This is a genomic window from Pirellulales bacterium (assembly GCA_035533075.1).
GTDB lineage: Bacteria > Planctomycetota > Planctomycetia > Pirellulales > JAICIG01 > DASSFG01.
Genome location: DATLUO010000257.1, coordinates 1 through 20909, shown reverse-complemented (window position 1 = coordinate 20909; position 20909 = coordinate 1). Strand labels below are relative to the sequence as shown.

Below are 20909 nucleotides of genomic sequence, written 5' to 3'. Positions count from 1 at the left end.
AAATGGGAACGGGTTCGGCGAAGCTTTACCCCTGAAGGTGTCGTGTTGGCAACGGCTAAATCCAGGACCGAGAAGCCCGGCTAAAGTCGGCTAGCCAGGGAATAGTATTTCGGCACCACCAGCTAAAGCTGGTGGCAAACGGCCCAAAAACCGGCTGAAGCCGGCTCCATGTCTGATCTGCGGTCGGCGGAGACCGGCGCAAAACAGAAACATCGCAAGCCAGTTGCAGGAGAGGATGAGAGATGTGCGAAAACCAGCGTGAAGGAGGAGCGCGAGAAATACTTTTATAAACCAACTTTGATGCGTTCCGCCGTTGCCGCAAGTCATGGAGGCGTCGCGGCTTGCGATCCAAAATCCGCGCGCACCTTTTCATTTCTTCACAAGCATTTCTACAACTAAGACCCCAAGACCCCAAGACCCAAGACCGAAGACCCAAACAGCGCCGATCACGGTGGGCCGGCGCTCGCAAGCTCGCTGGCCCCACCTTACGTCGCTCGCGCAACCCAATCCAAAATCCAAAATCCCCCCATCTCCACCCCCATGTCCCTCCGCAAAGTGCGCGGCGGTCCGCCGAAAGACCGCGATTGCCAACTCTACGAACGGCACATCCTCGAAGAAGGAACCCAAGAACACCTCGCCGCCGAGTTCGGTGTCACGCAGCAGGGGGCCAAACAGCGCCGGAGCGGCTGTCGGAGGATGGGCTTCCCAGCCCGTCAAGTCGTGCAGTGACGGCCTAGGAACGCCATCCTCCTCCTGCTTAGCCGGCACCTCGCTCCCTCGCTAACGCCGGACTATAATCGTCCACACGATCGTTGCCGTGCCGTTGGCTGGCAACGCACCCCATGCCCCCGCATCGTGAGAGAACCGCTGTGATTCATCGCCCGCGTCCCGGTCTGTGCGTACTTCTTGTGTCCTGCCTTGCCGTTGCCGCGCAGGCGCAGCAGCCGGCCGTCCCTCGGCACGAGCTGCGCCGGCTGCCGGGCATGAGCGAAAAAGGCACGGTTTTGCTCCCGAACCAATGGTCGCTCAAGCCGACGGGCAAGCAAATCAAGCTGGGCGACTTTCCGGTGCAGATCGCGCTGCACCCCAAAGAGCCGCTCGCCGCCGTGCTGCACGCGGGCTACGGCGACCATGAAATCGTGATCGTCGATCTGAAACATCAAACCGTCGTCTCGCGCGTCAACTTGCCGCAGGCGTTTTACGGCCTTTGTTTCGACCGCGACGGCAAACGCATCTTCGCCAGCGGCGGCGAAAACGAGGTCGTGCATGCGTTCGCCGTGTCCGACGGCTACCTGAGCGATCATCGCCAGCTTCGCGTGGCCCAGGACGGCAAAACCTTTGTCCCGGCCGGGCTGGCCATCAACTCCGACGACGATACGCTCTATGTCTGCGGCGCGTGGGGGCACGCGCTGGCCGCCGTGCCGCTCGACGAGCCAGGCCGAACTCAATGGCTGGAACTCGGCGAAGACAGCTATCCGTATACGGCGCTGCCCACGCCGGACGGCAAGCGGCTGTTCGTGAGTCTGTGGGGAAAAGCGGCCGTGGCGGTCGTCGATCTCGAGGCGATGGAAGTCGACGACACCTGGGCCACCGCGGCTCATCCGACGGAGATGGCGCTGTCGCCCGACGGCGAACGGCTGTTCGTGGCCTGCGCCAATTCCAACACCGTCAGCGTGCTCGAAACGAAAACCGGCCATGCGACCGAGACCATTTCCAGTGCGCTCTATCCCAAAGCGCCCAACGGCAGCACGCCCAACAGCCTGGCCCTGTCGCCCGACGGCAAGGTGCTGTTCGTGGCCAACGCCGACAACAACAACCTGGCCGTGTTCAACGTCAGCGAGCCGGGCGAGAGCCGCTCGATGGGCTTTATTCCGGTCGGCTGGTATCCAACCTCGGTGCGGTTCGGGCGCGACAACAAGATCTACGTGGCCAACGGCAAGGGGCTGATGTCGCACGCCAACGTGCAGGGACCGAACCCGCACCGCGACCCGCCCGCCACGGTGCGGCAGTATATCGGCGGTTTGTTCCGCGGCACGCTGAGCGCGATCGACAGTCCCTCGCCCGACGACATGGCCCGCTATAGCGAAGCCGCCTATCGCGCCAGTCCGCTCAAGTCGGACTTTTCGCCGGTTGCCGAGCCGGGCGAGCCGAATCATCCTATTCCGGCCACGCAGGGCGGAAAGACGCCCATCCGGCATTGCATCTATATCGTCAAAGAGAACCGCACCTACGATCAGGTGTTTGGCGACATGCCCGAAGGCAACGGCGACCCGAACCTCTGCCTGTTCGGCGAAGAGGTAACGCCGAATCATCACGCCCTGGCCCGCGAGTTCGTGCTGCTCGACAACTTTTACGTCGAGAGCGAAGTGAGCGCCGACGGGCATGAGTGGAGCATGGCCGCCTACGCCACCGACTTCGTCGAAAAGACCTGGCCCTTGGTCTATCGGGGCGGCCAGAAAAAGCTGAAGTATCCGAGCGAAGGCCATTTCGAGATCGCCATGCCGGCCGGCGGCTATATTTGGGACCGATGCCGCGAGGCGGGCGTGAGCTATCGCAGCTACGGCGAGTTCATCGATGAAGGCGAGAAGAAGGGCGATCCAGCGGTGGCCACGTTGCCGGCGCTGGAGGGGCACTTCGACCCGCAATTCCGCAGTTACGACCTCGACTATCCCGACGTGAAACGGGCCGACCGTTTCATCGAGGAATTGCACGGCTTCGAGCAGGCCGGCGAGATGCCGCAGTTCATCGTGCTCCGGCTGCCCAACGATCACACCTACGGCCAGAGCAAAGGCAAGCCCACGCCGACGGCGATGGTGGCCGACAACGATCTGGCCCTGGGCCAGTTGGTCGAAGCGGTGAGCAAGAGCAAGTTCTGGAAAGACACGGCGATCTTCGTGGTCGAAGACGATGCTCAAAACGGCTCCGACCACGTCGATGCCCACCGCACTGTGGCACTGGCAATCAGTCCCTACTGCAAGCGGCGCGCGGTCGATTCGAGCATGTATTCGACATCCAGCATGTTGCGGACGATGGAGTTGATACTGGGGCTGAAGCCGATGAGCCAGTTCGACGCCGCCGCCCGGCCGATGTATGCCTCGTTTCAGGCCAGGCCCGATCTGTCGCCGTACCAGCACCGTCCGGCCGGGGTCGACTTGCAGGCCCGCAACGCGGGCACGGGATGGGGCGTCGAGCAATCGGCCCGGCTCGACTTCAGCCGCGAGGATGCGGCCGACGACATTCTGCTGAACGAGATTATTTGGCGCAGCGTGCGCGGGGCCGATTCGCGCATGCCTCCGCCGGTGCGGGCATCGTTCGTCATTGCCCGCGGGGAGGAGGATGACGACGATTGACTGCTTTTCTCGAAAGGTAGGGTGGGACCAGCGAGCTTGCGAGCGCCGGCCCACCCTACAGATCCTTTCTCTCGCGAACGACCGGCAAAAGCGCAGGAAACCGGGACCGTGATTTTCTCAGCCCAGACCGTCATTTAAGTTGAACACCATGTTCCGAAAGTTCTGGCACAATTGCTCTGTCGTCTTTCTTGCAACCTGCGCAGCGGCGATGCCGGCGCTGGCCGATGAACCGCGCGCCGTCAGCCTTTTCGACCGCGATTCGCTGGTCGGCTGGGACGATGGCCCGACTCCGGCTAAAGGTTGGCGCATGACCGAGGGCGTGCTGCACGGCAGCAAAGATTCGTCCCCACTGGTCTCCGGTTGGAGCTGGGACGATGTCGAGTTGAGCTTTCGCTGGAAAGTCGAGCAGAGCGGCAAATGGACGATCAAACTGCTGCGGTGTACGGACGGCGATCACCCTGTAACCATTACGCTCGCCGAGGGCAAGGAAGTGGGTGGCCGTACCGACGGCAAATCGCAAACCGGCCAGATTATCATCAGGCCGTCGGCCGATGGCTGGCACGAGGCGACGCTGATGCGAAAAGGCGGCAACGTCACCTTGACCACCATTACGCACGCCGCTGACGGCGCTGTGCAAAAGGCCGGCGTCGGTTTTTCTTTCGGCAAAGACCGCTTCGCCCTGGAGATGAGTGTCGCCGAAGGCAGCGGTTCGATGGCCGATTTGAAGGCCACGGAGCCCGCCGGCAAGCCGCTCTACAACGGCAAAGACCTTTCCGGCTGGTGGACGCCGGGCAATCTCGGTTCGTGGAAGCCCGAAGACGACGCCATCGTCTGCGTCAACAACAACGGCAACTATCTGCGCACCGAGCACGAGTACGCCAACTTCACGCTCTCGCTGGAATATAAAATGGCCAAGGGCGGCAATTCCGGCATCGGCATTCGCACGGCCCGCGACGGCTGGCCCTCCGGCGACGGCATGGAACTGCAGATGCTGGACGAGCGGAGCGGCGCGCCGCTCACGCGACACTCGACGATGGCCATTTACGGCAACCTGGAGCCGCTGGCCCGCGCCGACCGCTCGCAAGAGTGGAACCGCGTGCTGGTCAAGGCCGAAGGGTATATGATCTCGGCCTGGGTCAACGGCGTGCTGGTGCAACACGCCAACACGGCCGAGTTGCCCGAACTAAGGCGGCGAAACCTCAAAGGCTGGATCGGCCTGCAAGATCACGGCGCACGGACGGAGTTTCGCGATCTCTATGTACTCGAAGCGCCCGATGGCCTGGGACCGCCGGCCTGGCAGACCCGCCGCCCGCCGAGCGGTTCGCAACTCGTGCTGGAGCGGCTGATGAACCCGGAACGCCTGGCCATCGACGACGGTCTCGGTTCCGGCGCGGTCGAAGCCAGCATCAAAGGCAAGGACGAACAGGTGCTGGCCGAGTTGGTCGGCCCGGCGGCCGTCGTGGTCGTCTCGCGGAGCAATCCATCGGGGCGGCTGGCGTTTTACTTCGACGGCGAATCGACGCCGCGGCTGGAATGCCCGGCCGACCGGTTGCACGAACGGCTTCCGCTGGTGGGCCAGGACACGCAGCCGCTGTTGACCTATTTGCCCTATCGCAAATCGCTCAAGGTGACGATCCAGGGCGGCAAACCGGCCGACTATCGGTTCGACTATGTGATCTTCCCCGACGACGTGCCGTTGGAGGACTTCGTCGACGGCCGTTCGTGCGTGGCCCGCGGCCTGCTGCCGGCCCTTTCGTATCGCAACGAGCAGCTTGGCTGGGGCACGCACCGCGAAGCCGATCCTTTGCCGCGCGCCGGCAACGACGGCCAGAAGATCGACGAGAAAAGCCAGGCGACGCTGGTCGATTTGAAAGGGCCGGGCATCGTCGGGTGGACCAAGCTGATCGCCGCGCCTTCGCTGTTGAACGACGACGACCTGTGGCTGGAAGTGACGGTCGACGAGGAACCGGCGCCGGCCCTGGCGGCGCCGGCCCGATATTTTTTCCCCGGCCTGTCGGGCGGCAACTATCCGAACTACGTCGTGCTCAATCGCAACGGTTGGACGAACATGCTGGCCATGCCCTACCGCACGCGGCTGACGATGTCGCTGGCCAACCACGGCCGCCGGCCGGTACACCCCGTCGGCCTGACGGTTTCCTATCAGCCGCTGACGGACGACGATGATCCGCGATTGGCGCGGCGCTTGCGCGGCGTGTTTGAGACCGGCGGCGATGCGGCGGACCGCGTGTGGGCCCGGCAATCGGGCGGCGGCCGGTTTATCGGATGGGTGACGCAGTATGGCAAATTGGCTGCGGGGTTTGACTCGCTGATCATCGACGGGCAGCCGCGCGCGGGCTGGCATTCGCCCGACGGGCGGACCCTGTTTGGCATGGATCCGAAGGCGACGAACGAGCGTCACAGCCTGAGCGGCCGTCAAGGCGGATTTCAGTGGCGGTTCTTTTTGCTCGCGCCGCCGCAGTTTCAAAAATCGTTCGAGCTTCGGGCCACTGAAGGGCAACCGCTGGGTGAGCGGCTGGCGTTGTTTTATATGGATGTACTTGCTCGGTCATTTCATTGAATTGCCGTGCTCTAAAATCTCTTGCGCCGCGTTCACCAGGCGGTCGATGTCTTCCCGCCACGTATAAAGATGGCACGACGGACGCACCAGCCGCAAGCCTTGCCAGGAGACGATCGGCACCTCGATCTTGTAGCGCTGCCATAACGCCCTTTGCAAAGGCTCCGCCTCGCCTTCCGGCAATCGCAAGGAAATCATCGAGCCGTACCATTGCGGACTGTCGGGCACGAGCGCTTCGCTGCCCAGGCGGCCGGCGAAGCTTTCGCGTGCGTAAGCGGCCAGGGCGTGGGTGCGCCGCCGGAAGAAGTCGAAGCCGGCGCGGGCCAGCAAGTCGATGGCCGCCGGCACGGCGAGATAGGCCGAAGGATCGCACGTGCCGACCCAATTGAATTCGTCGCGCCAGCTTGCCACGTCGCCCTCCAAAGTCCGCCCCCAGCTCACCAGGGCCGGCTCGACCGCCGCTTGCCGCCGCGGATGCACGTAAAGAAAGCCGGTGCCCAGCGGCCCGCAGAGCCATTTGTGACAGCTCGCCGTATAGTAATCGCAGTCGAGGCGGTCGAGCTGGACGTCCAGCATGGCGATGGCGTGCGGCCCGTCGATGCAGGTCGCGAGGCCAAGCTCGCGTGCCCGGCGGCAGATGGCTTCGACCGGCAAGACGATGGCCGTCGGCGAAGTCACATGGCTGACGACGAGCAGCTTGGTTCGCGCGCCGGCCGCGGCAAACAGCGTCTCGACCACCTCGTCGGCGCTGGCGATCGGCACGGGCAGCGGCTGCACGATCAGCTTGGCGCCTGCCCGATCGCAGGCGCGTTGCCAGAGCCGCAGCACGGCGCCGTACTCATGGTCGTTGGCCAGCACTTCGTCGCCGGCTTGCAGGCGGACGCTGGCGGCGACGATGTTCATCGCCACGCTGGCGTTGTCGACCAGAGCGAGATTGTCGCCCTCGGTGCCGACGAGCTCGCCCAGCCGCCGGCGGACCTCGGCCAGCCGCGGACCGAGCTGCCGCAACAGGAAATCTTGCGGGTCGGCCTCGACCGCTTCCATCCACTGCCGCCGCGCGTCGGACACTGCCCGTGGCGTGGGGCCGAACGAGCCGTTGTTGAGATAGGTTACTCCTTCGGCGAGCGACCACTCGTCGCGCCAGTCTCGCCAAGCGTCATCGTTCAGAGGTAACATTGTCATGTCCGCTGTTATACCGCAAGTTGCGATCGCTTCTTACCCATGACTTCGACAATCGCGTAGGGTGGGACCAGCGCCCATCGACATCCTCCACCAGTCTGCCTCCTGTCTCGTCATCAACAAGCGGGCCGGCCTGGCGACGCAGGCGCCGGCCCAGTTCGACAGCCTCGAGCGACGTCTGCGGGCATGGCTGGCCGAGCAGAACCCGGAGCGTGAGTTTATCTATCTCGGCGTGCCACACCGGCTCGACCGGCCGGTGTCGGGGGCGATCGTCTTCGCCACGCGGCGTCGGGCGGCGTTCAAGCTTTCACGCCAGTTCGAGCGCCGCCAGGTCAAAAAGCTCTATTGGGCCTGCGTCGAAGGCCGCGTCCAGCCGCCCGAAGGAACCTGGACCGACCATCTTCGCAAGGTTTATGGCCATCCACGGGCGGAGGTCGTGCCGGCCGAGCATCCCGACGCGCAGCACGCGGTGCTTCATTATCGAACGCTCGGCCAGACCGCGTACGGTTCGTGGCTGGAGATCGAGCTGGAAACCGGCCGCACGCACCAGATTCGCGTTCAGGCATCCTCGCGCGGCCATCCAGTGCTGGGCGACGCTTTTTACGGCAGCACAGTCGCATTCGGCGAGCAGCACGCCAACGAGCGGCTGCGGGCCATCGCCTTGCACGCCCGAAGCCTGTCGTTCGTCGATCCCGCAACGAACGACCCCGTCACCGTCGAGGCGCCGCTGCCCTCATGGCGAAATGGCAACGACTGCGGTATTCCGGACTGGGATGTTTTGATCGCCGACATCCAACATCGGCCAAAAGTCAATTCCCGCCAGAATTGACCACGTCGCCCGCGTTGCGGGTGAGCATCGCCTTAAACGAACTGGGCGCTGTCGAATTCGGAATCGCGTCGGAATGCCCGTCGCCGAAGACCACCAGGATGATACCCGGCCGCAGACCGCGCAGTCCGGCCATCGGGTCCTTTGCGTCGGGCGACCAGTCGTCGGGCTTCGTCCAAATCACCGCGCGATCGGCCGCGGCTTCGACGACCATGATGGTATTGCTCGTGCCGTCTTTGATGTCAGCGAACGTCGTCGCTTTTTTCGGTTGAATCATTGCCTTCTCGCCCACCACTGCCAGGTAATTCGTCTTGCCCTCATTCGCCTGCGGCAAGTTCGGGTTGCTGTAGACGCTCGGCATTCGCGCAATAAGGGCCATGTTGTTCGGGCTGTCCCACGGTTCGTCCAGCTTGAAACTCTTATAAAGCTCCTGCTGCTCGATATAGGGCAAGACATGGACTCGCCAGCTCAAGAGAGCCTTCCCTTGCTTGTCGTAGTTCGCCGCCGCCGGAAACGCCTTGTTGACGTCGGCATAGGTCTGCATAGCCAGGCCGATCTGCTTCAGATTGTTATTCGACTGCGTGTGGCGCGCGGCCTCGCGCGCGGCCTGCACGGCGGGCAAGAGCAGTGCCAGGCCCACGCCCGTCGTCGCCAGCGATCGCGAATTGACAACCGGCACCGTCTGATAGTCTTCCAGCAGCAAGCCGGCGGCTGAACGCCGCATGAAGAAAATCGACGGCCGCGCGTGACGCTCCAGCGTTGCCAAGGCAGGGAGCGGGGGAATCTGCACGTTGAGACCCTGGCTGGCCAGGCCAAGCGAGGCCACGGGAATCAACGCTTGTAATGCCGGATACATCGTTCGCAGGCCCGCTGCCGTGTCGTTAAAAGTGAGCACCGAAGGACCGTCGCTGCCCGTCAACGACGCGGCCAGTTCGCTGCGCGCTGCCAACGATTCGGCCTTCGGGTCGCGAGTTAAAAAGTCTTTCAGGCCCTGCGGAGTGGAACTGACCACGAGACGGTCGTCGGTCAGGCACCAACAGGGCGTGATCGCGCCGCTGGCCGCATCGAAGCTCAGCGGCACGGGCAACGGCGCGGCCTGGGTCTGCGGCAGCTTGAGCGGTACGTAATACACCTGCTGGCCGCGAAACTTCGACTGCTTCACCGACCACTTGCCGTCGCTTTTCTCCGCCTCTTGCTGCAATCGTTTGACGATCAGCGGGTAGCTTTTGTCGAGCCGCTTACGGTCGCGCACGGTCACGGTGATGGTAAACTTTCCCACCTGCGGGGCCTTCTTGCCCGGCGTCGCGTCGGCCTGAGCGCCGTAGGCGCACCACACATCGCCCAGGGCTGGCAAGAGATCGCCGGACAGGCTGAAACCGAGCTGCGCATCGGCCGCTTTCAGGGCGTTGTCGGCTCCCGCGCGGGCCGCCGGATCGACTTTGGCGACCCCCTCCAAGACGCGGCGCAAAACGTCGTCCAGATCAAGTCGGCCCACAACGGCAAAGGCCACGTCGTTGGGCACGTGCCGCAAGTCGGCCGCAGTCAGCGCCTTGCCAGACACCGCGGCAAACAACCCCTTCGGCTCGCCCGCGGTGGCCACCCGCGTCTTGCCCACCATGCCCTGGCGATCGAAGCCGCTGACGCTGCTGATGTGGTTGACGTTTTGTATGCCCAGCGCGTCGAGCGTGGCGGCGATTTTGGGATCGGTCATCAAGGGCTGCGCGGCCTGCAAGATGCCGGCGACATTGACGTACCAGGTTGTGCCGGGACGTTCGATGCCCGCCTGTTGCTGCACGTTGCTGAGCCAGCCGGGCGGCGAGCCCGAAGCGAGTCGCCCGACCAGTTCTTGCCCCGCGTCGGCCCCCACGCTGACGAGAAAATAGCTTTCTTTGAATCCCCACACGACGACGGGCTGGCCTGGTGGCAGCGGAGCGCGGTGCAGCACGGCCCCGCCGACGTTGGTTTCTTCAAGCTTCATGCCGGGCGGCAACTGGCCCGCGGCCAGGGCTTCGAGTTGCCCCACCAGCTTGGCAAACGTCGGCTTCATGTCGCCCGTGTTAATCACCAGCCCGGCACGCACGTCGGGACCCATCGGCCCGACGGCCACCTTCGACACATAGAGTGCCGCTGGTCGCGTGAGCACGGCCTTGACGAGTGCGGGCGCATCGTCGGCGAACATCGCCGCTGCCGGATTGCCGCGCATCGCTTGCTGCACCAGGGCCGTCACCTGGCTGTCGAGCTTCGACACGAAGTTCTTGACCTCCTCTTCGGCGAGCAATTGCTCGGTCTGATTCTCGCTCTTGGCATCGGCCGTGCCGGCGCCGTTCCAGCCGACGTAGAACAGACATTCCTCCGGGGCGGCACGCAGGACGCCGGCATCGGCGGGTGCGGGCGGAAGACAAAACGGCGAAGCAAGAGTTGCCTGGGCGTAAACGAGCCAGCCGGCGAGGGCGATCAGCGTGCGAAAGTAAGTCATGGCAGTCGTCAAGGGTGTACTGGGCGGTGGGTCTTGCGGCACAATGGCAGATATTTTACGCCTTTCCGGGCAATTTGCCAGACGCGGGTGCAAGGCTACGGCATGACTCACTGGGGCGGTCTTTTTACAGCGAGGCAGAAACTGGCTTGTTTTCCGCTAGCAAACCTGATGCACGGTGCGCGAATTGCTGCGAGGATGTGATTCATGATACGACGATCGAAAACGGCGACAGGCGAGGAGCAATGGGTGCTGATCTCTCAGGTCGAGCACGCCCGGTTGTCGGGCGCGCTGGCCGGACCGTGGGGAAAAGAACCGTTTGCCCGGCTTGCACCGCGCGAAGGAATCGTGGCGGCGGTGGCCCATCACGACGACGGCTGGGCCGCCTGGGAAATCGCGCCGAAAGTCGATGCCCAGACCGGCCGTCCGCTCGATTTTACGGAGACCGCGCTGACCGATTCGCTGGCCATCTGGCGCGAGTCGATTCGGGCGGCGGCCGGCATCGGCCCGCTGGCCGGATACATGGTCAGCGGCCACTTCACGCGGTTGCTCGAGCGGTTCTCGGGCCGCTGGAAGTCGGATGCCACGGCGACGGCATTGGCAAACGATTTTCTCACCGAGCAACAGGCCGAGCGAGACAAATGGCTGGCGATGTGGCAGAAAACGGCGGGCGATTCGGCCGACCGGGCGGCGGCCGATCGCGCCGTATCATGGCTGCAGATGTTCGACGCCCTCAGTCTCTGGCTTTGTTGCGCCGAACGGCGGGAGCCGCAGGAGTTCGCTCCGCCGGGCGGACCGGTGTTGACCTTGCGGCCCACGACCGGGCCGTATGCGATCTCCGTTTCGCCTTGGCCCTTCCTTACAGACGAATTGGAAGTGGCGGCGCTCGGCCGCGCGATCGCCGTCAGGCCCTACGCAGACCCCAGCGACGTCGTCACCGCCGCGGCCCAGCCGGTGACGTTGAACTGGTCGCTTCGCCGCGCGGAAAGTACGTCTCCACGACATGATGAAGCTCGGCCGGCGTGCTGACGCGAGCGGCATAGGTGCGAAATTCCCTCGCGCCCGGCCGGCCCTGGGCATAACAACAGGCGAACTTGCGCATCAGGCGAGTTCCCTTGTCGGCGCCGAAGCGGGCCACCACCAGACGGAAATGATAGAGCAAAAGCGTTCGCTCGGCAGCCAGGTCCAGATCGGGCGGCACCGGCTGGCCGGCCAACGCCGCGGCCGCCTGGCGGAAGAGCCACGGCCGCGAGAGGGCCGCCCGTGCGATCATCACTCCGTCCACAGGGTAGCGCGTCAGAGCGAACACGACTTTTTCCGGGCTGTCGAGGTCGCCGTTGCCAATCAGCGGAATGCGTCTGAGATGCTGCTTCAAAGCGGCGATGTTTTCCCAATCGGCCGAGCCTTGAAAGAAGTCCTGGGCGGTACGGCCGTGGACCGTCAAGGCGGCCCCGCCCGCGTCTTCCACGGCCTGGGCGACGGCCGGGGCGGTGATCTTGTCGCGTGTGCAGCCGAGGCGGATCTTGGCCGTGACGGGGGTTGGCCGGCAGGCCGCCACCACGCGCTCGACGATCCGGCCGACACGCTCCGGGTCGCGCAACAGGTACGAGCCGCTATGGGCGTCGACCGTCACCTGCTTCACCGGGCAGCCAAAATTGAGATCGACCACGCTGATTTGAAATTCGTGGGCCAGCCTGGCTCCGACTTCGGCCAAGATGGCCGGGTCGTTGTCCCAAATCTGCACCGCCAGCGGACGGGGCTCCTCTTTGACGCCCCACAGCCGGTCGGGCAGTTCCTGCCGCCGCTCCTCCTGGGCCAAAAACCCCTTGGCGCTGATCATCTCGGTGGCCTGCAATCCGACGCCGCCAAATTCGCGCACGATCTGCCGATAGGCGTAATTCGTGAAGCCCGCCATCGGCGCCTGCAAAATCGGCGGATCGACGGTGACGGGACCAATTTGCAGCCGAGGGGTCGTTTTCACGAGGCGTAAGACCGGTACGTGACTGGGCAACGGTTCTTTTTTCGGTTCCCTCCGTCGCAAGGTCAAGTCGTGAATTCGGTTGCGTGGGCCGTGCTACCGGCTATAGTAACGTCTGGTGGCCCAAGTCATTGGCTTGCTGCGCATCGCGCCGCGGCAGCCGGTCCTCTCTCAATGCTGCGGAAACGGTGAAGACGCGATGGAAGCCAAGTTGGTGGTCGTGGGCGGAAAGGCGAACCGCTCCGAAGTCAAACTAAAACTGCCCTCCATGATCGGTCGCGGGCGTGACGCGGATCTGACCGTGGCCCATGCCACCGTCAGCCGCCATCACTGCTTGATCTACGAGCTGGAGGGCGCGCTGGTGGTCCGCGACAACGGTTCGCTCAACGGCACCGTGGTCGAGGGCCAGCGCGTGCAAGAGGCGCTGCTCAAGCCGGGTGAGACCCTGACGATCGGCCCCTTGACCTTTCGCGCCGAGTATGAACACAACGGCCATTTTCCCGACCTGAACGGCGATCGGCCGAGTGCCACGGCAGCTTCGCCGGACGAAGTGGAAGAAGCCTTGCCCATCGTCGATACGTCGTCGCAAAGAGACGAGCCAGCGGCGCGTGCGCCGCGGGCAGCCGCGGCCACGAGCGAGCCGGCGGGAGTGTCCGACGTTGGCGATTCCAGCGACGATCATGCTAAAGCGTTCGGGTTTCTCAGCGAGGAGCCGCAGGCGGAGCCGGCCAGCGATGCGACCTTCAACTTCCTGGACGAATCGGAAAAAGACGAAGGAGCGGCCGTTGCGGAGCCCGCCTCCAGGCCCGCGGTTGAGCCGTCCGCAACGACAAGCGACAAGGGCGACGACACGTTTCAATTGGCCGACGACCCGCCGGCGTCGGCCGACGCCAAGCCGCGGAAAAAGCCGGCTTCGTCCCCGAAGGCAGCGGTCCGAAAAAAGACCGCTCCCGCGCAGCCGGTGGACAATCTCGAAATCAACGGGTCCGAGGCGGGGGCGTCGAAAACGGCGGACAGCGGAGGCGATGCGGCGCTGGACGACTTCCTCAATTCGCTCGGCCTGGACAACTAGCCCATGCCCGGTCAGCGAAACATCGTGGTGCTCCGTCACTCGTTGATTGATGGATGTCAGGGGGTGGCTGGGGCAGAGCTTGGCCGGTCCTGGCCAAGCTCTGCCCCCGCCACCGCCGTCGCTTCGCGGTCGATCCATCGAGGAACGACTGACAGAGCACTAGGCAGGTCCGCCCCGCGATGGCGGCGGTGCCTTGTGGCAGCGGTGGCCGTGCTCTTCGCCACGATCGGCGCGGGCCAAGAGCCAAAATCCGAGAACCAACGCCGCGCAAACCGCCTGGCGAAAGAGACAAGTCCCTATCTGCTGCTGCACGCGCACAATCCCGTCGACTGGTATCCCTGGGGCGCCGAAGCCCTCGACCGGGCCAAGACCGAGAAGAAGCCGATCTTTCTGTCGATCGGTTACTCGAGTTGCTATTGGTGCCACGTCATGGAGCGCGAGTCGTTTATGGACGACGAGATCGCGGACTTCATGAACAAGAACTTCGTGTGCATCAAAGTCGACCGCGAAGAGCGGCCCGACGTTGACGAGATTTACATGGCGGCCCTGCACGCCTTGGGCCGGCCGGGCGGATGGCCGCTGACGATGTTTCTGACGCCCGACGCCAAACCGTTTTTTGGCGGCACTTATTTTCCGCCCCGCGACAAGGAGATCGCCCCCGCGGCGGGCGCCGGACCGGCGCAGCGAGTCACGGGACTATTGACCCTGCTGACGCTGGTCGCCGAGCGGTGGCAAAAAGCGCCCGACGAATTGACGACCGTCGGCGACCAGCTCGCCGACTATTTGCGACGTGAGCTGGGCAAACAGGCGCTGGCGCCGCAGGCGTTGGAAGACGGCGTGGTGCAGGCGGCCGTCGCCGCTTTGGCCGACCAGTACGACGGCGAGCACGGCGGTTTTGGATACAGCACGGCAAACCCGCGGCGTCCCAAGTTTCCCGAACCATCGAACCTGATGCTGTTGCTCGACCACGCTCGGCGGACCAACGACGATGACGCGCGGACGATGCTGGTCGTCACGCTGGAGAAAATGGCGGCGGGCGGCATCCGCGATCATCTGGGCGGCGGCTTTCACCGCTACAGCACCGACCGCTTTTGGCGCATTCCCCACTTCGAGAAGATGCTCTACGACAACGGGCAGCTCGCCAGCCTCTATGCCGAAGCCTGGCAGTTGACCGCGCGCGATGATTTCCGGCAGGTCGCCGAAGAAATCTTGGCCTTCGTCGGCCGGGAGATGACCGATCCCTGCGGCGGCTTTTACGCGGCCATCGACGCCGAGACAGACGGCGACGAGGGCGCCTTTTATGTCTGGAAGCGGCAGGAAGCGAAAGACGTTTTGGAGCCGGCCGAATACGAGCGGGTCGCGGCGGTCTACGGAGTCGACGGCCCGCCGAACTTCGAGAAGCGCTACGTGCTCGAATTGGCCCGGCCCCTGGAAAAGTCCGCCGAACGCGAGCGAATGCCGCTGGCCGTGTTTCAGCAGCGTCTCGAAGCCAGCCGCAAAAAGCTGCTGGCCGTGCGCGGCCGGCGAAAGCGGCCCTTGACCGACACGAAGATTCTGACGGGCTGGAACGGCTTGATGATTCGCGGCTTTGCCGATGCCGGGCGGTTGTTTGGCAACGAGTCTTACCTGGCGGCCGCCCGTCGCGCCGCCGACGCGGTCTTGCAACACCTCCGCACGCCGGAAGGGCGCTTGCTGCACAGTTACACGTCGGGCCAGGCGAAGCTGAATGCCTATCTCGACGACTACGCCTTCTTCGTCGACGGGCTGTTGGCCCTGCACCGTGCGACGGATGAAAAGAAGTGGCTCGACGCGGCGGCGGAGTTGACGGCGGTCCAGCAGCGATTGTTTTGGGACGACGGTGCGGGCGGCTTCTTCTTCACGTCCGACGACCACGAAACCCTGTTGGCCCGCCCGAAAGACCCGATCGATTCGGCCACGCCATCGGGCAACTCCGTATCGGCCGGCAATTTAGCCTACCTTGCCAGCGCGCTCGGTAAGCCCGATGATCTCTTGCGGGCCGAGAAGACCGTCACGGCATTCGCTCGCTTTCTGAACCGCTCGCCGGCGGCCATGCCGCGGATGGTTGTGTCCTGGTCGGCGATCAGGATCCAAAAGGTGGCTGGGGCAGAGCCTGGCCAGTAAACGGCTGGCATCTGAATCGGCCATGCGGCCAGGCGATGCCCCGGTTGTGACGCGCCGGGGCATCGCTTAGGCTCTGCCCCAGCCACCGCTGGTTTTGGAGTAATCGTGCTATTACGCAACAACCAACGAAAGAAGGTTCCGGAAACTGTGAACGATCGAACGAACGACGTCCGCCGGCTGTCGACGGGGGTGGAAGGGCTGGACGAGCTGCTGGGCGGCGGCCTGTTGCCGGGCACCTTGACCGTGGTTTCCGGCGCCACCGGCATCGGCAAAACCCAGCTCGGGATCCAATTCGCCCGTGCCGGCAAGGAGCAAGAGGGGCGCACCGGCCTGGTGTTCGACATGAGCGCCCGCGGCGACGCGCAAAGCCACGACGAATACGCCCGGCGGATGTTCGGCTGGCAGTTGAGGGCCGCCCCTACCGACCGTGTGCCCGGCAGCCGGGAGCTGTTCGACCTGGCTTGTCCGTTGGGTGATTACCTGCACGTCTTCGACTACGCCGGCCGTCGCGTGACGCGCGGCGATCTTGAATTCGAAGCCTGGCAGGACTGGCAAGCCGAGCTGGCCCGCAAGCTGAACGTGACGATCGCCTTCTTCTACGGCAACTTCCTCCGTGGTGCGAGGCGCGTCGTGGCCGACGGTATCGAACCGGCGCACCGCGCGAGCGAGTCGATCCAATTCGAGCTGTTCGAGTACGTCTACCACCAGATCCTGCGGAAAGACCACGACTGGGTCGCCCGAGACTTGCTGAGAGAGCGTTATCGAGCACACGCCGGCCAAGTGGAGGCGAACGCCTACGATTACCGGCAAGTCTCCTGCCTGCTGCTCTACACCTCGCCGGAAGCGATGCTGGAGGAGTTGATTTCGCGCAAGCTCGATGAAGGCGACGTTTTGTCGAACGCCAACACGGTCATCTATCTGGGCAAGATCCGCGAGGGCAACAAGTTGAGCAAGGCCCTCTACATCGCCAAACATCGCGGTAGCGCGTGCAGCGATGAAATCGTGCCGTACACCATCACCGAACGCGGCATGACGGCGGGCTAGCCCGGATTATTCATGGCCCGATGGCCGACCGCGCGGGTCGCCTTATCGCGGAGGTGGCAATGGTTGCCACCCGAAGCTCGTGCGCTTGTGGCAATTCGACGGCCGCGGACCGGCTTGCCCTTCCGAACCGCTTGCTGCGCAAGGGTTTGCCGCCGATCAGGGCAACGCATCGACGTGCGCTTATACAAGCGATTCGCCGGCGCCTTTGGGTGCAACGTTGCACCGGATCCCCCCGTCAGTGTGGCTTACGCACCACGACCGCGAAGATGCGCGACTCCGCACCTGACTTCGTGAGGAGGCAGGCGGCCCGGCCGAGGAAGGCCCAGGTGCGGGATCCCAACTCGCAGCGCGTAGCACGGATACGCCGTTCTTCCCGGCGTTGCCGGGCAACGGGCGGCAGGATATGCTTACCTGTAGCTCAATATGCCCAAAAGGTATCCCTAACATGACCAGACTGACGCTCGATGCCGATCTCCGATCGAAGTTAAACGGACTCGACGAGCCGGTCGAGGTCTGCGATGAAACCGGACAGACAGTCGGGCACTTTCTCCCCTCGTCGCTTTACGATGAGCTCTTCTATGCCGCGCTTTCGGCAGAAAGCCCGCATTCCAAAGAAGAGCTCCGGCGCCGACATCAGGAAACCCAAGGTCGGCCCCTCGCCGAGATCTGGCGCGATCTGGGGCGAACATGAAATTCACCGTGGTCTGGCGGCCGGGCGCGGAACAAGAGCTTGCGCGCCTTTGGAACGGCGCCGCAGACCGCGCCGATGTTGCCGCGGCCGCCGACACGATCGATGCCGCGCTGGCCCGCGAACCGCTCTCATTCGGGGAGTCGCGCGGCGGGGCCACGCGCATCGCGCTCGTCGCCCCCCTTGCAGCACTTTATGATGTCGACGAGCCTGATCGGCTCGTGACCGTATGGGATCTTTGGCGCCGGCAATGACGGCCGCCAAGCAATGACTGGGGCGACCATCGCTAATTGGCCGCGTATCTCACCCGATGGATCGACCTAAGCGAATTCCATCATGCCATGCGTTCGGTCGGCGACGGAATTCCGCTTAAGACTACGCGCCGCCGGGCATGAACAGGTAGCCGCGCTACAGCCAGCGCAGATAGAGGGCGCCGGTGAATTGCTGAATCCGCTGCCGTTGACCTGTTTCCAGCCCGTCGGTCCAGGCGTCGATTTGCTGCACGGCCAAGGCCGGATTGCGGGGCAGCAACTCCGCCAACTGCCCGGCCGCGCGACGCTGCCAAACGGGCCAATAGAGGAGGTCGTCGAGCTGCTCGTCGACGAAGGCCGTGCGTTCCGGCTCGGTCAGCGCCGTGTAGCGGTCTGCCCGGTCGAGCAGCCATACGGGCACCAGCTCGCGCAGGTTGGCGATGGCCCGATCGCGGTGGGCCGAATCGAGCTCGGCCAGCTCGTACTGCCAGTCGTAGCCCTGGCGAAAATCTTCCGCCAAACGCCGCGCCAGACGCAGCTTGGTCGTTCTCAACTCCCGGCCCAGGTCGCGCGTCGAGAGCCAGTGGAAAAGGGCCTCGTGGTCCAACCGATCGACCAAACGCGCCGGGCGCGTCGCGGCATCGCCGACCGCCAGGGCACAGGCCGACACCAGCGCCAGCAGCGCCGCAAACGCCAACCAATTTCGCCAGCCTGTCACTTTCTACTCTACCTCTTTCTCCGCCAGAAACCGGTTACGCTCGCCGAGGCACGGAATTGGGTTTGACTCAAAACGGCCTGCGCGTCACGCTAGCTCCCTGATATTCTACCTCAGCAGCCGAAAGAGCAAGAAGCACGGCGCATGGAAGGAGCGTCAAGGATGGACATTAGCTCACTATTGATGATCGTCGCCCTGTGCGGCCAGGTCTCCGACGCAGCCGCTTTAGACCGCGAAGCCCGCGCGGCCGAGCTCGACACGCCCCTCGAAGCCGCCGACGAAAACAGCTCGCTCGACGGCGATCCACGCGACGGCGACGCCCTCGACGGGGACGCGCTCGACGGGCCGAGCATGGAAGATGCCGACGGCGCGACGCTCGAACCGGCGATCGAGGAAGCCGCTGAAGCCGGCGGCGCGGCCGATCCCGGAGCACCGGCGCCAAAGAATTCGCCCGACGCCTTGCTGCAGTGGCTGGCCGAAGGAGACAAGGCGCTGGAGGGCAAGCCGATCGCGCTGGTCGATCTGCTCTCGCGCATCCACGACCGGCAGCAACGGGCACTTGTCATACCCGCCTATTGGCAGCTCTTTGCCGCGGCCTGCGAGTATCGGATTGCCGCCGACGAAGCCTCGCGGCTGGGCCAACTGCTGCCTCCGGCCGACGCCAGCGGCCGGCACGCCAGCCATCCGGTGCTGGAAGCCCGTATGGCCTCGGCCGAAGCACGGGTGCGCGAAGCGGAGCTGGCGGTGCTGGCGCAGCAATACGCTTTGGCCGACCACATGCGGTTGCCGGCCAACGAGCCGCTGCCACTGGCCGCCGACCTGCCGCACAGCGGGGCCTATCGCACCTTCTTTCAAGAGCGGTATGCGCGTTCCGCCCCGCCCAAGATGCACCTGATCGACCGCACGCTGCCCTTGTTGCACCGCTCGATCGAGCTGCGTGCGGCCGCGGCCGTTTCGGCGGCCGATAGTGCCGATGCCGAAGCCGAGGCCTACCTGGCCGGGCAACTCGACCTGGTCTCCGTCGTCGATAGCGTGATCGAGCTCAGCCGACAGCGGTGGGCCTTCGTGGCGGCGGTCCGCGACTACAATCTCGACATCGCCGAATACGCCTTGACCGTGGTTCCCGCCGGCCTGACCAGCGCGCAACTGGTGGGGGTCTTGATCGGCCCGCCGCCGGCGGCGCCGGCAGAAAAGTCCGACAGAAAGGAACTTGCCGAACGGCGGCGGGGCGTGAAGCAGGCGGCGTTCGAATCGCCGATCGACGCGCCGCCGACCCCCAGGGTGCGAGTTCCGACGCTGGCTCCGCCGCGCGAATCGCAGCCGCTGAGACGCCTGCCCGACGAGGCCAGCCCCGCGTTGAAGCAGGCGCCCGACGTAAACCATTCGCCCCGCCAGAAGAGCGGGCGCCCGCGGCGGGCGGCGACTCCGTCGTCAAGTTCCACCAGCCGCCCGCGGCCAACCGGCCAGAGGCACTTCGTCGCGAAGCCGCCCAGGGTCGAACCGGTCGAGTCGCGAGTGGGCGAGGAGCAGCCGGAGACGACCGCTTCGACAACCGATGCATTGCCCACCGAGGCCGATCAGGGGCTTTACGGCGGTCTGAGCGAGCTATCGTCGCTGAAGCGTGCGCAGGAGCTTTCCGCCGCGCTGCACTGGGACGAAGCACGAGACCCGTCGCAGGGCACGGCCGTCAGCCTGGCCGACGCTCTTAGCGCCGTGCCGGCCGGCGACTGGCGGGCCTTGCTGGCAAGCTATTGGCACTGCCGGCAGCAAATCGCCGCCTGGCAGACATTGAGCCAAGAAATCGAGCAGTTGCGAGCGCTGCAACCGGTCGCGCTTCGCCGGCGGGAAGATGCGGGCGCCGCGGACGCGATGCTGCGGCTCCGCACGGCGCAACTTGCGGCGGCAGCGGCGGCGGACGTAGCGAAGACCGGCATCTTGGCCGCGCAGTTCGATTTGGCGATGCTGCTGCGCCGGCCGCTGGACCGCCCCTGGCCCTGGCCGGTCACGTCGCCGCACGCCGGCGGTTATCGGCTGAAGCTCGATGCCCAACCGGCAACGCTCTTGCAGGCCGCCTACGTGCGGCAACTCGTCGGCATGCTGCCAAAGCGGCACGAAGCCGTGCAGGGCCACGCCAATGCCGTGATTGCGGCGGACGCTGCCCGTGTCGCGGTTCTGGCCGAATGCGAGGCGGGAGAGCGGCGTCTGTCCGACGCCGTCGCGGCGGTGCGTCGGCTATCGAGCGAGACGCTGGCCTTTCTGGAGGCGCAATCGCACTATAATGTGCAGTTTGCCGACTACGCGCTGGCGGTGGCCCCTTCGGGCGTTCCCGCTTCGGTACTGGCACGGGCGTTGGTAGTGCAGTAACCGTCGTAGGGTGGGACCAGCGAGCTTGCGAGCGCCGGCCCACCGATTTGAGGCGTTATACTTCACGCGGCCGAGAATGAGACATTTTGCCTCGAGGAGAAGCGGTGGCTGGGGCAGAGCTTGGCCAGATAGCGGCCGGCGCCCTTCCACCGCGTGGCGGCCAAGCGATGCCCCGGTGCGTCCAACCGGGGCATCGCCTGGCCGCCGAGATGAACGAAGTGCCAGCCTCCACGCGGCCAGGCTCTGCCCCAG

17 protein-coding genes are annotated in these 20909 nt (G+C 64.8%); 12 read left to right on the top strand and 5 right to left on the bottom strand.

The annotated features are described in order from the left end of the window. Window positions 1–168 precede the first annotated feature (168 nt). The 4 genes from VNH11_32200 to VNH11_32185 all read left to right on the top strand — a co-directional run bounded on the left by VNH11_32200 (window position 169) and on the right by VNH11_32185 (window position 5928). Window positions 169–399, top strand: a complete 231-nt coding sequence (locus tag VNH11_32200) for a hypothetical protein (GenBank protein ID HVA51047.1) — start codon at window positions 169–171, stop codon at window positions 397–399. Between the two features lie 141 nt (window positions 400–540). After that, window positions 541–729, top strand: a complete 189-nt coding sequence (locus VNH11_32195; protein HVA51046.1) for a hypothetical protein — start codon at window positions 541–543, stop codon at window positions 727–729. Window positions 730–869: 140 nt separating this feature from the next. Continuing rightward, complete coding sequence (locus VNH11_32190; GenBank protein ID HVA51045.1) at window positions 870–3350, top strand: alkaline phosphatase family protein; 2481 nt, start codon at window positions 870–872, stop codon at window positions 3348–3350. 148 nt (window positions 3351–3498) lie between these two features. Further along, complete coding sequence (locus tag VNH11_32185) at window positions 3499–5928, top strand: DUF1080 domain-containing protein (GenBank protein ID HVA51044.1); 2430 nt, start codon at window positions 3499–3501, stop codon at window positions 5926–5928. Here the strand turns inward: VNH11_32185 and VNH11_32180 are convergent. Continuing rightward, entirely contained in the window at window positions 5917–7107 is a 1191-nt protein-coding gene (locus VNH11_32180) for an aminotransferase class V-fold PLP-dependent enzyme (protein ID HVA51043.1), read from the bottom strand. The genes VNH11_32185 and VNH11_32180 overlap by 12 nt on opposite strands. 61 nt (window positions 7108–7168) lie before the next feature. Here VNH11_32180 and VNH11_32175 point away from each other — a divergent pair, with 61 nt between their 5' ends. Beyond that, complete coding sequence (locus VNH11_32175) at window positions 7169–7933, top strand: RluA family pseudouridine synthase (GenBank protein ID HVA51042.1); 765 nt, start codon at window positions 7169–7171, stop codon at window positions 7931–7933. Here VNH11_32175 and VNH11_32170 read toward each other — a convergent pair. Beyond that, entirely contained in the window at window positions 7914–10406 is a 2493-nt protein-coding gene (locus VNH11_32170) for a DUF1559 domain-containing protein (protein ID HVA51041.1), read from the bottom strand. The genes VNH11_32175 and VNH11_32170 overlap by 20 nt on opposite strands. A gap of 204 nt (window positions 10407–10610) precedes the next feature. On the opposite strand from VNH11_32170, the gene VNH11_32165 reads away from it, so the two are divergent. Then, complete coding sequence (locus VNH11_32165) at window positions 10611–11432, top strand: DUF3891 family protein (protein ID HVA51040.1); 822 nt, start codon at window positions 10611–10613, stop codon at window positions 11430–11432. Here VNH11_32165 and VNH11_32160 read toward each other — a convergent pair. After that, window positions 11338–12318, bottom strand: a complete 981-nt coding sequence (locus VNH11_32160; GenBank protein ID HVA51039.1) for a tRNA-dihydrouridine synthase — start codon at window positions 12316–12318, stop codon at window positions 11338–11340. The two genes, VNH11_32165 and VNH11_32160, sit on opposite strands and share 95 nt — an antisense overlap. A 181-nt stretch (window positions 12319–12499) precedes the next feature. On the opposite strand from VNH11_32160, the gene VNH11_32155 reads away from it, so the two are divergent. The 5 genes from VNH11_32155 to VNH11_32135 all read left to right on the top strand — a co-directional run bounded on the left by VNH11_32155 (window position 12500) and on the right by VNH11_32135 (window position 17581). Then, entirely contained in the window at window positions 12500–13453 is a 954-nt protein-coding gene (locus VNH11_32155) for an FHA domain-containing protein (protein HVA51038.1), read from the top strand. A gap of 204 nt (window positions 13454–13657) precedes the next feature. Next, window positions 13658–15595, top strand: coding sequence for a thioredoxin domain-containing protein (locus tag VNH11_32150; protein HVA51037.1), 1938 nt, complete (start codon window positions 13658–13660; stop codon window positions 15593–15595). Window positions 15596–15742: 147 nt separating this feature from the next. Next, entirely contained in the window at window positions 15743–16639 is an 897-nt protein-coding gene (locus VNH11_32145; protein ID HVA51036.1) for an ATPase domain-containing protein, read from the top strand. 445 nt (window positions 16640–17084) lie between these two features. Beyond that, window positions 17085–17330, top strand: coding sequence for a hypothetical protein (locus VNH11_32140; GenBank protein ID HVA51035.1), 246 nt, complete (start codon window positions 17085–17087; stop codon window positions 17328–17330). Continuing rightward, on the top strand, window positions 17327–17581 hold the full coding sequence (locus VNH11_32135) for a hypothetical protein (GenBank protein ID HVA51034.1): 255 nt from the start codon (window positions 17327–17329) through the stop codon (window positions 17579–17581). Before VNH11_32140 ends, VNH11_32135 begins: the two co-directional genes overlap by 4 nt. 154 nt (window positions 17582–17735) lie before the next feature. Here the strand turns inward: VNH11_32135 and VNH11_32130 are convergent, their stop codons facing one another. Next, complete coding sequence (locus tag VNH11_32130; GenBank protein ID HVA51033.1) at window positions 17736–18296, bottom strand: hypothetical protein; 561 nt, start codon at window positions 18294–18296, stop codon at window positions 17736–17738. 159 nt (window positions 18297–18455) lie between these two features. Between VNH11_32130 and VNH11_32125 the strand changes: the two genes are divergently transcribed. Further along, window positions 18456–20657 (top strand): hypothetical protein, encoded by a 2202-nt coding sequence (locus tag VNH11_32125; protein HVA51032.1) that lies wholly within the window; start codon window positions 18456–18458, stop codon window positions 20655–20657. Window positions 20658–20719: 62 nt separating this feature from the next. On the opposite strand, the gene VNH11_32120 is transcribed toward VNH11_32125, so the two are convergent. Then, the coding region (locus VNH11_32120) for a hypothetical protein (GenBank protein HVA51031.1) at window positions 20720–20909 on the bottom strand (190 nt) is incomplete at its 5' end.

Coding starts and splice junctions, on each gene's coding strand:
- VNH11_32180 (HVA51043.1), bottom strand. CDS start 7,107: ATGACAATGTTACCTCTGAACGATGACGCTTGGCGAGACTGGCGCGAC.
- VNH11_32200 (HVA51047.1), top strand. CDS start 169: ATGTCTGATCTGCGGTCGGCGGAGACCGGCGCAAAACAGAAACATCGC.
- VNH11_32125 (HVA51032.1), top strand. CDS start 18,456: ATGGACATTAGCTCACTATTGATGATCGTCGCCCTGTGCGGCCAGGTC.
- VNH11_32165 (HVA51040.1), top strand. CDS start 10,611: ATGATACGACGATCGAAAACGGCGACAGGCGAGGAGCAATGGGTGCTG.
- VNH11_32170 (HVA51041.1), bottom strand. CDS start 10,406: ATGACTTACTTTCGCACGCTGATCGCCCTCGCCGGCTGGCTCGTTTAC.
- VNH11_32185 (HVA51044.1), top strand. CDS start 3,499: ATGTTCCGAAAGTTCTGGCACAATTGCTCTGTCGTCTTTCTTGCAACC.
- VNH11_32195 (HVA51046.1), top strand. CDS start 541: ATGTCCCTCCGCAAAGTGCGCGGCGGTCCGCCGAAAGACCGCGATTGC.
- VNH11_32160 (HVA51039.1), bottom strand. CDS start 12,318: ATGGCGGGCTTCACGAATTACGCCTATCGGCAGATCGTGCGCGAATTT.
- VNH11_32140 (HVA51035.1), top strand. CDS start 17,085: ATGACCAGACTGACGCTCGATGCCGATCTCCGATCGAAGTTAAACGGA.
- VNH11_32135 (HVA51034.1), top strand. CDS start 17,327: ATGAAATTCACCGTGGTCTGGCGGCCGGGCGCGGAACAAGAGCTTGCG.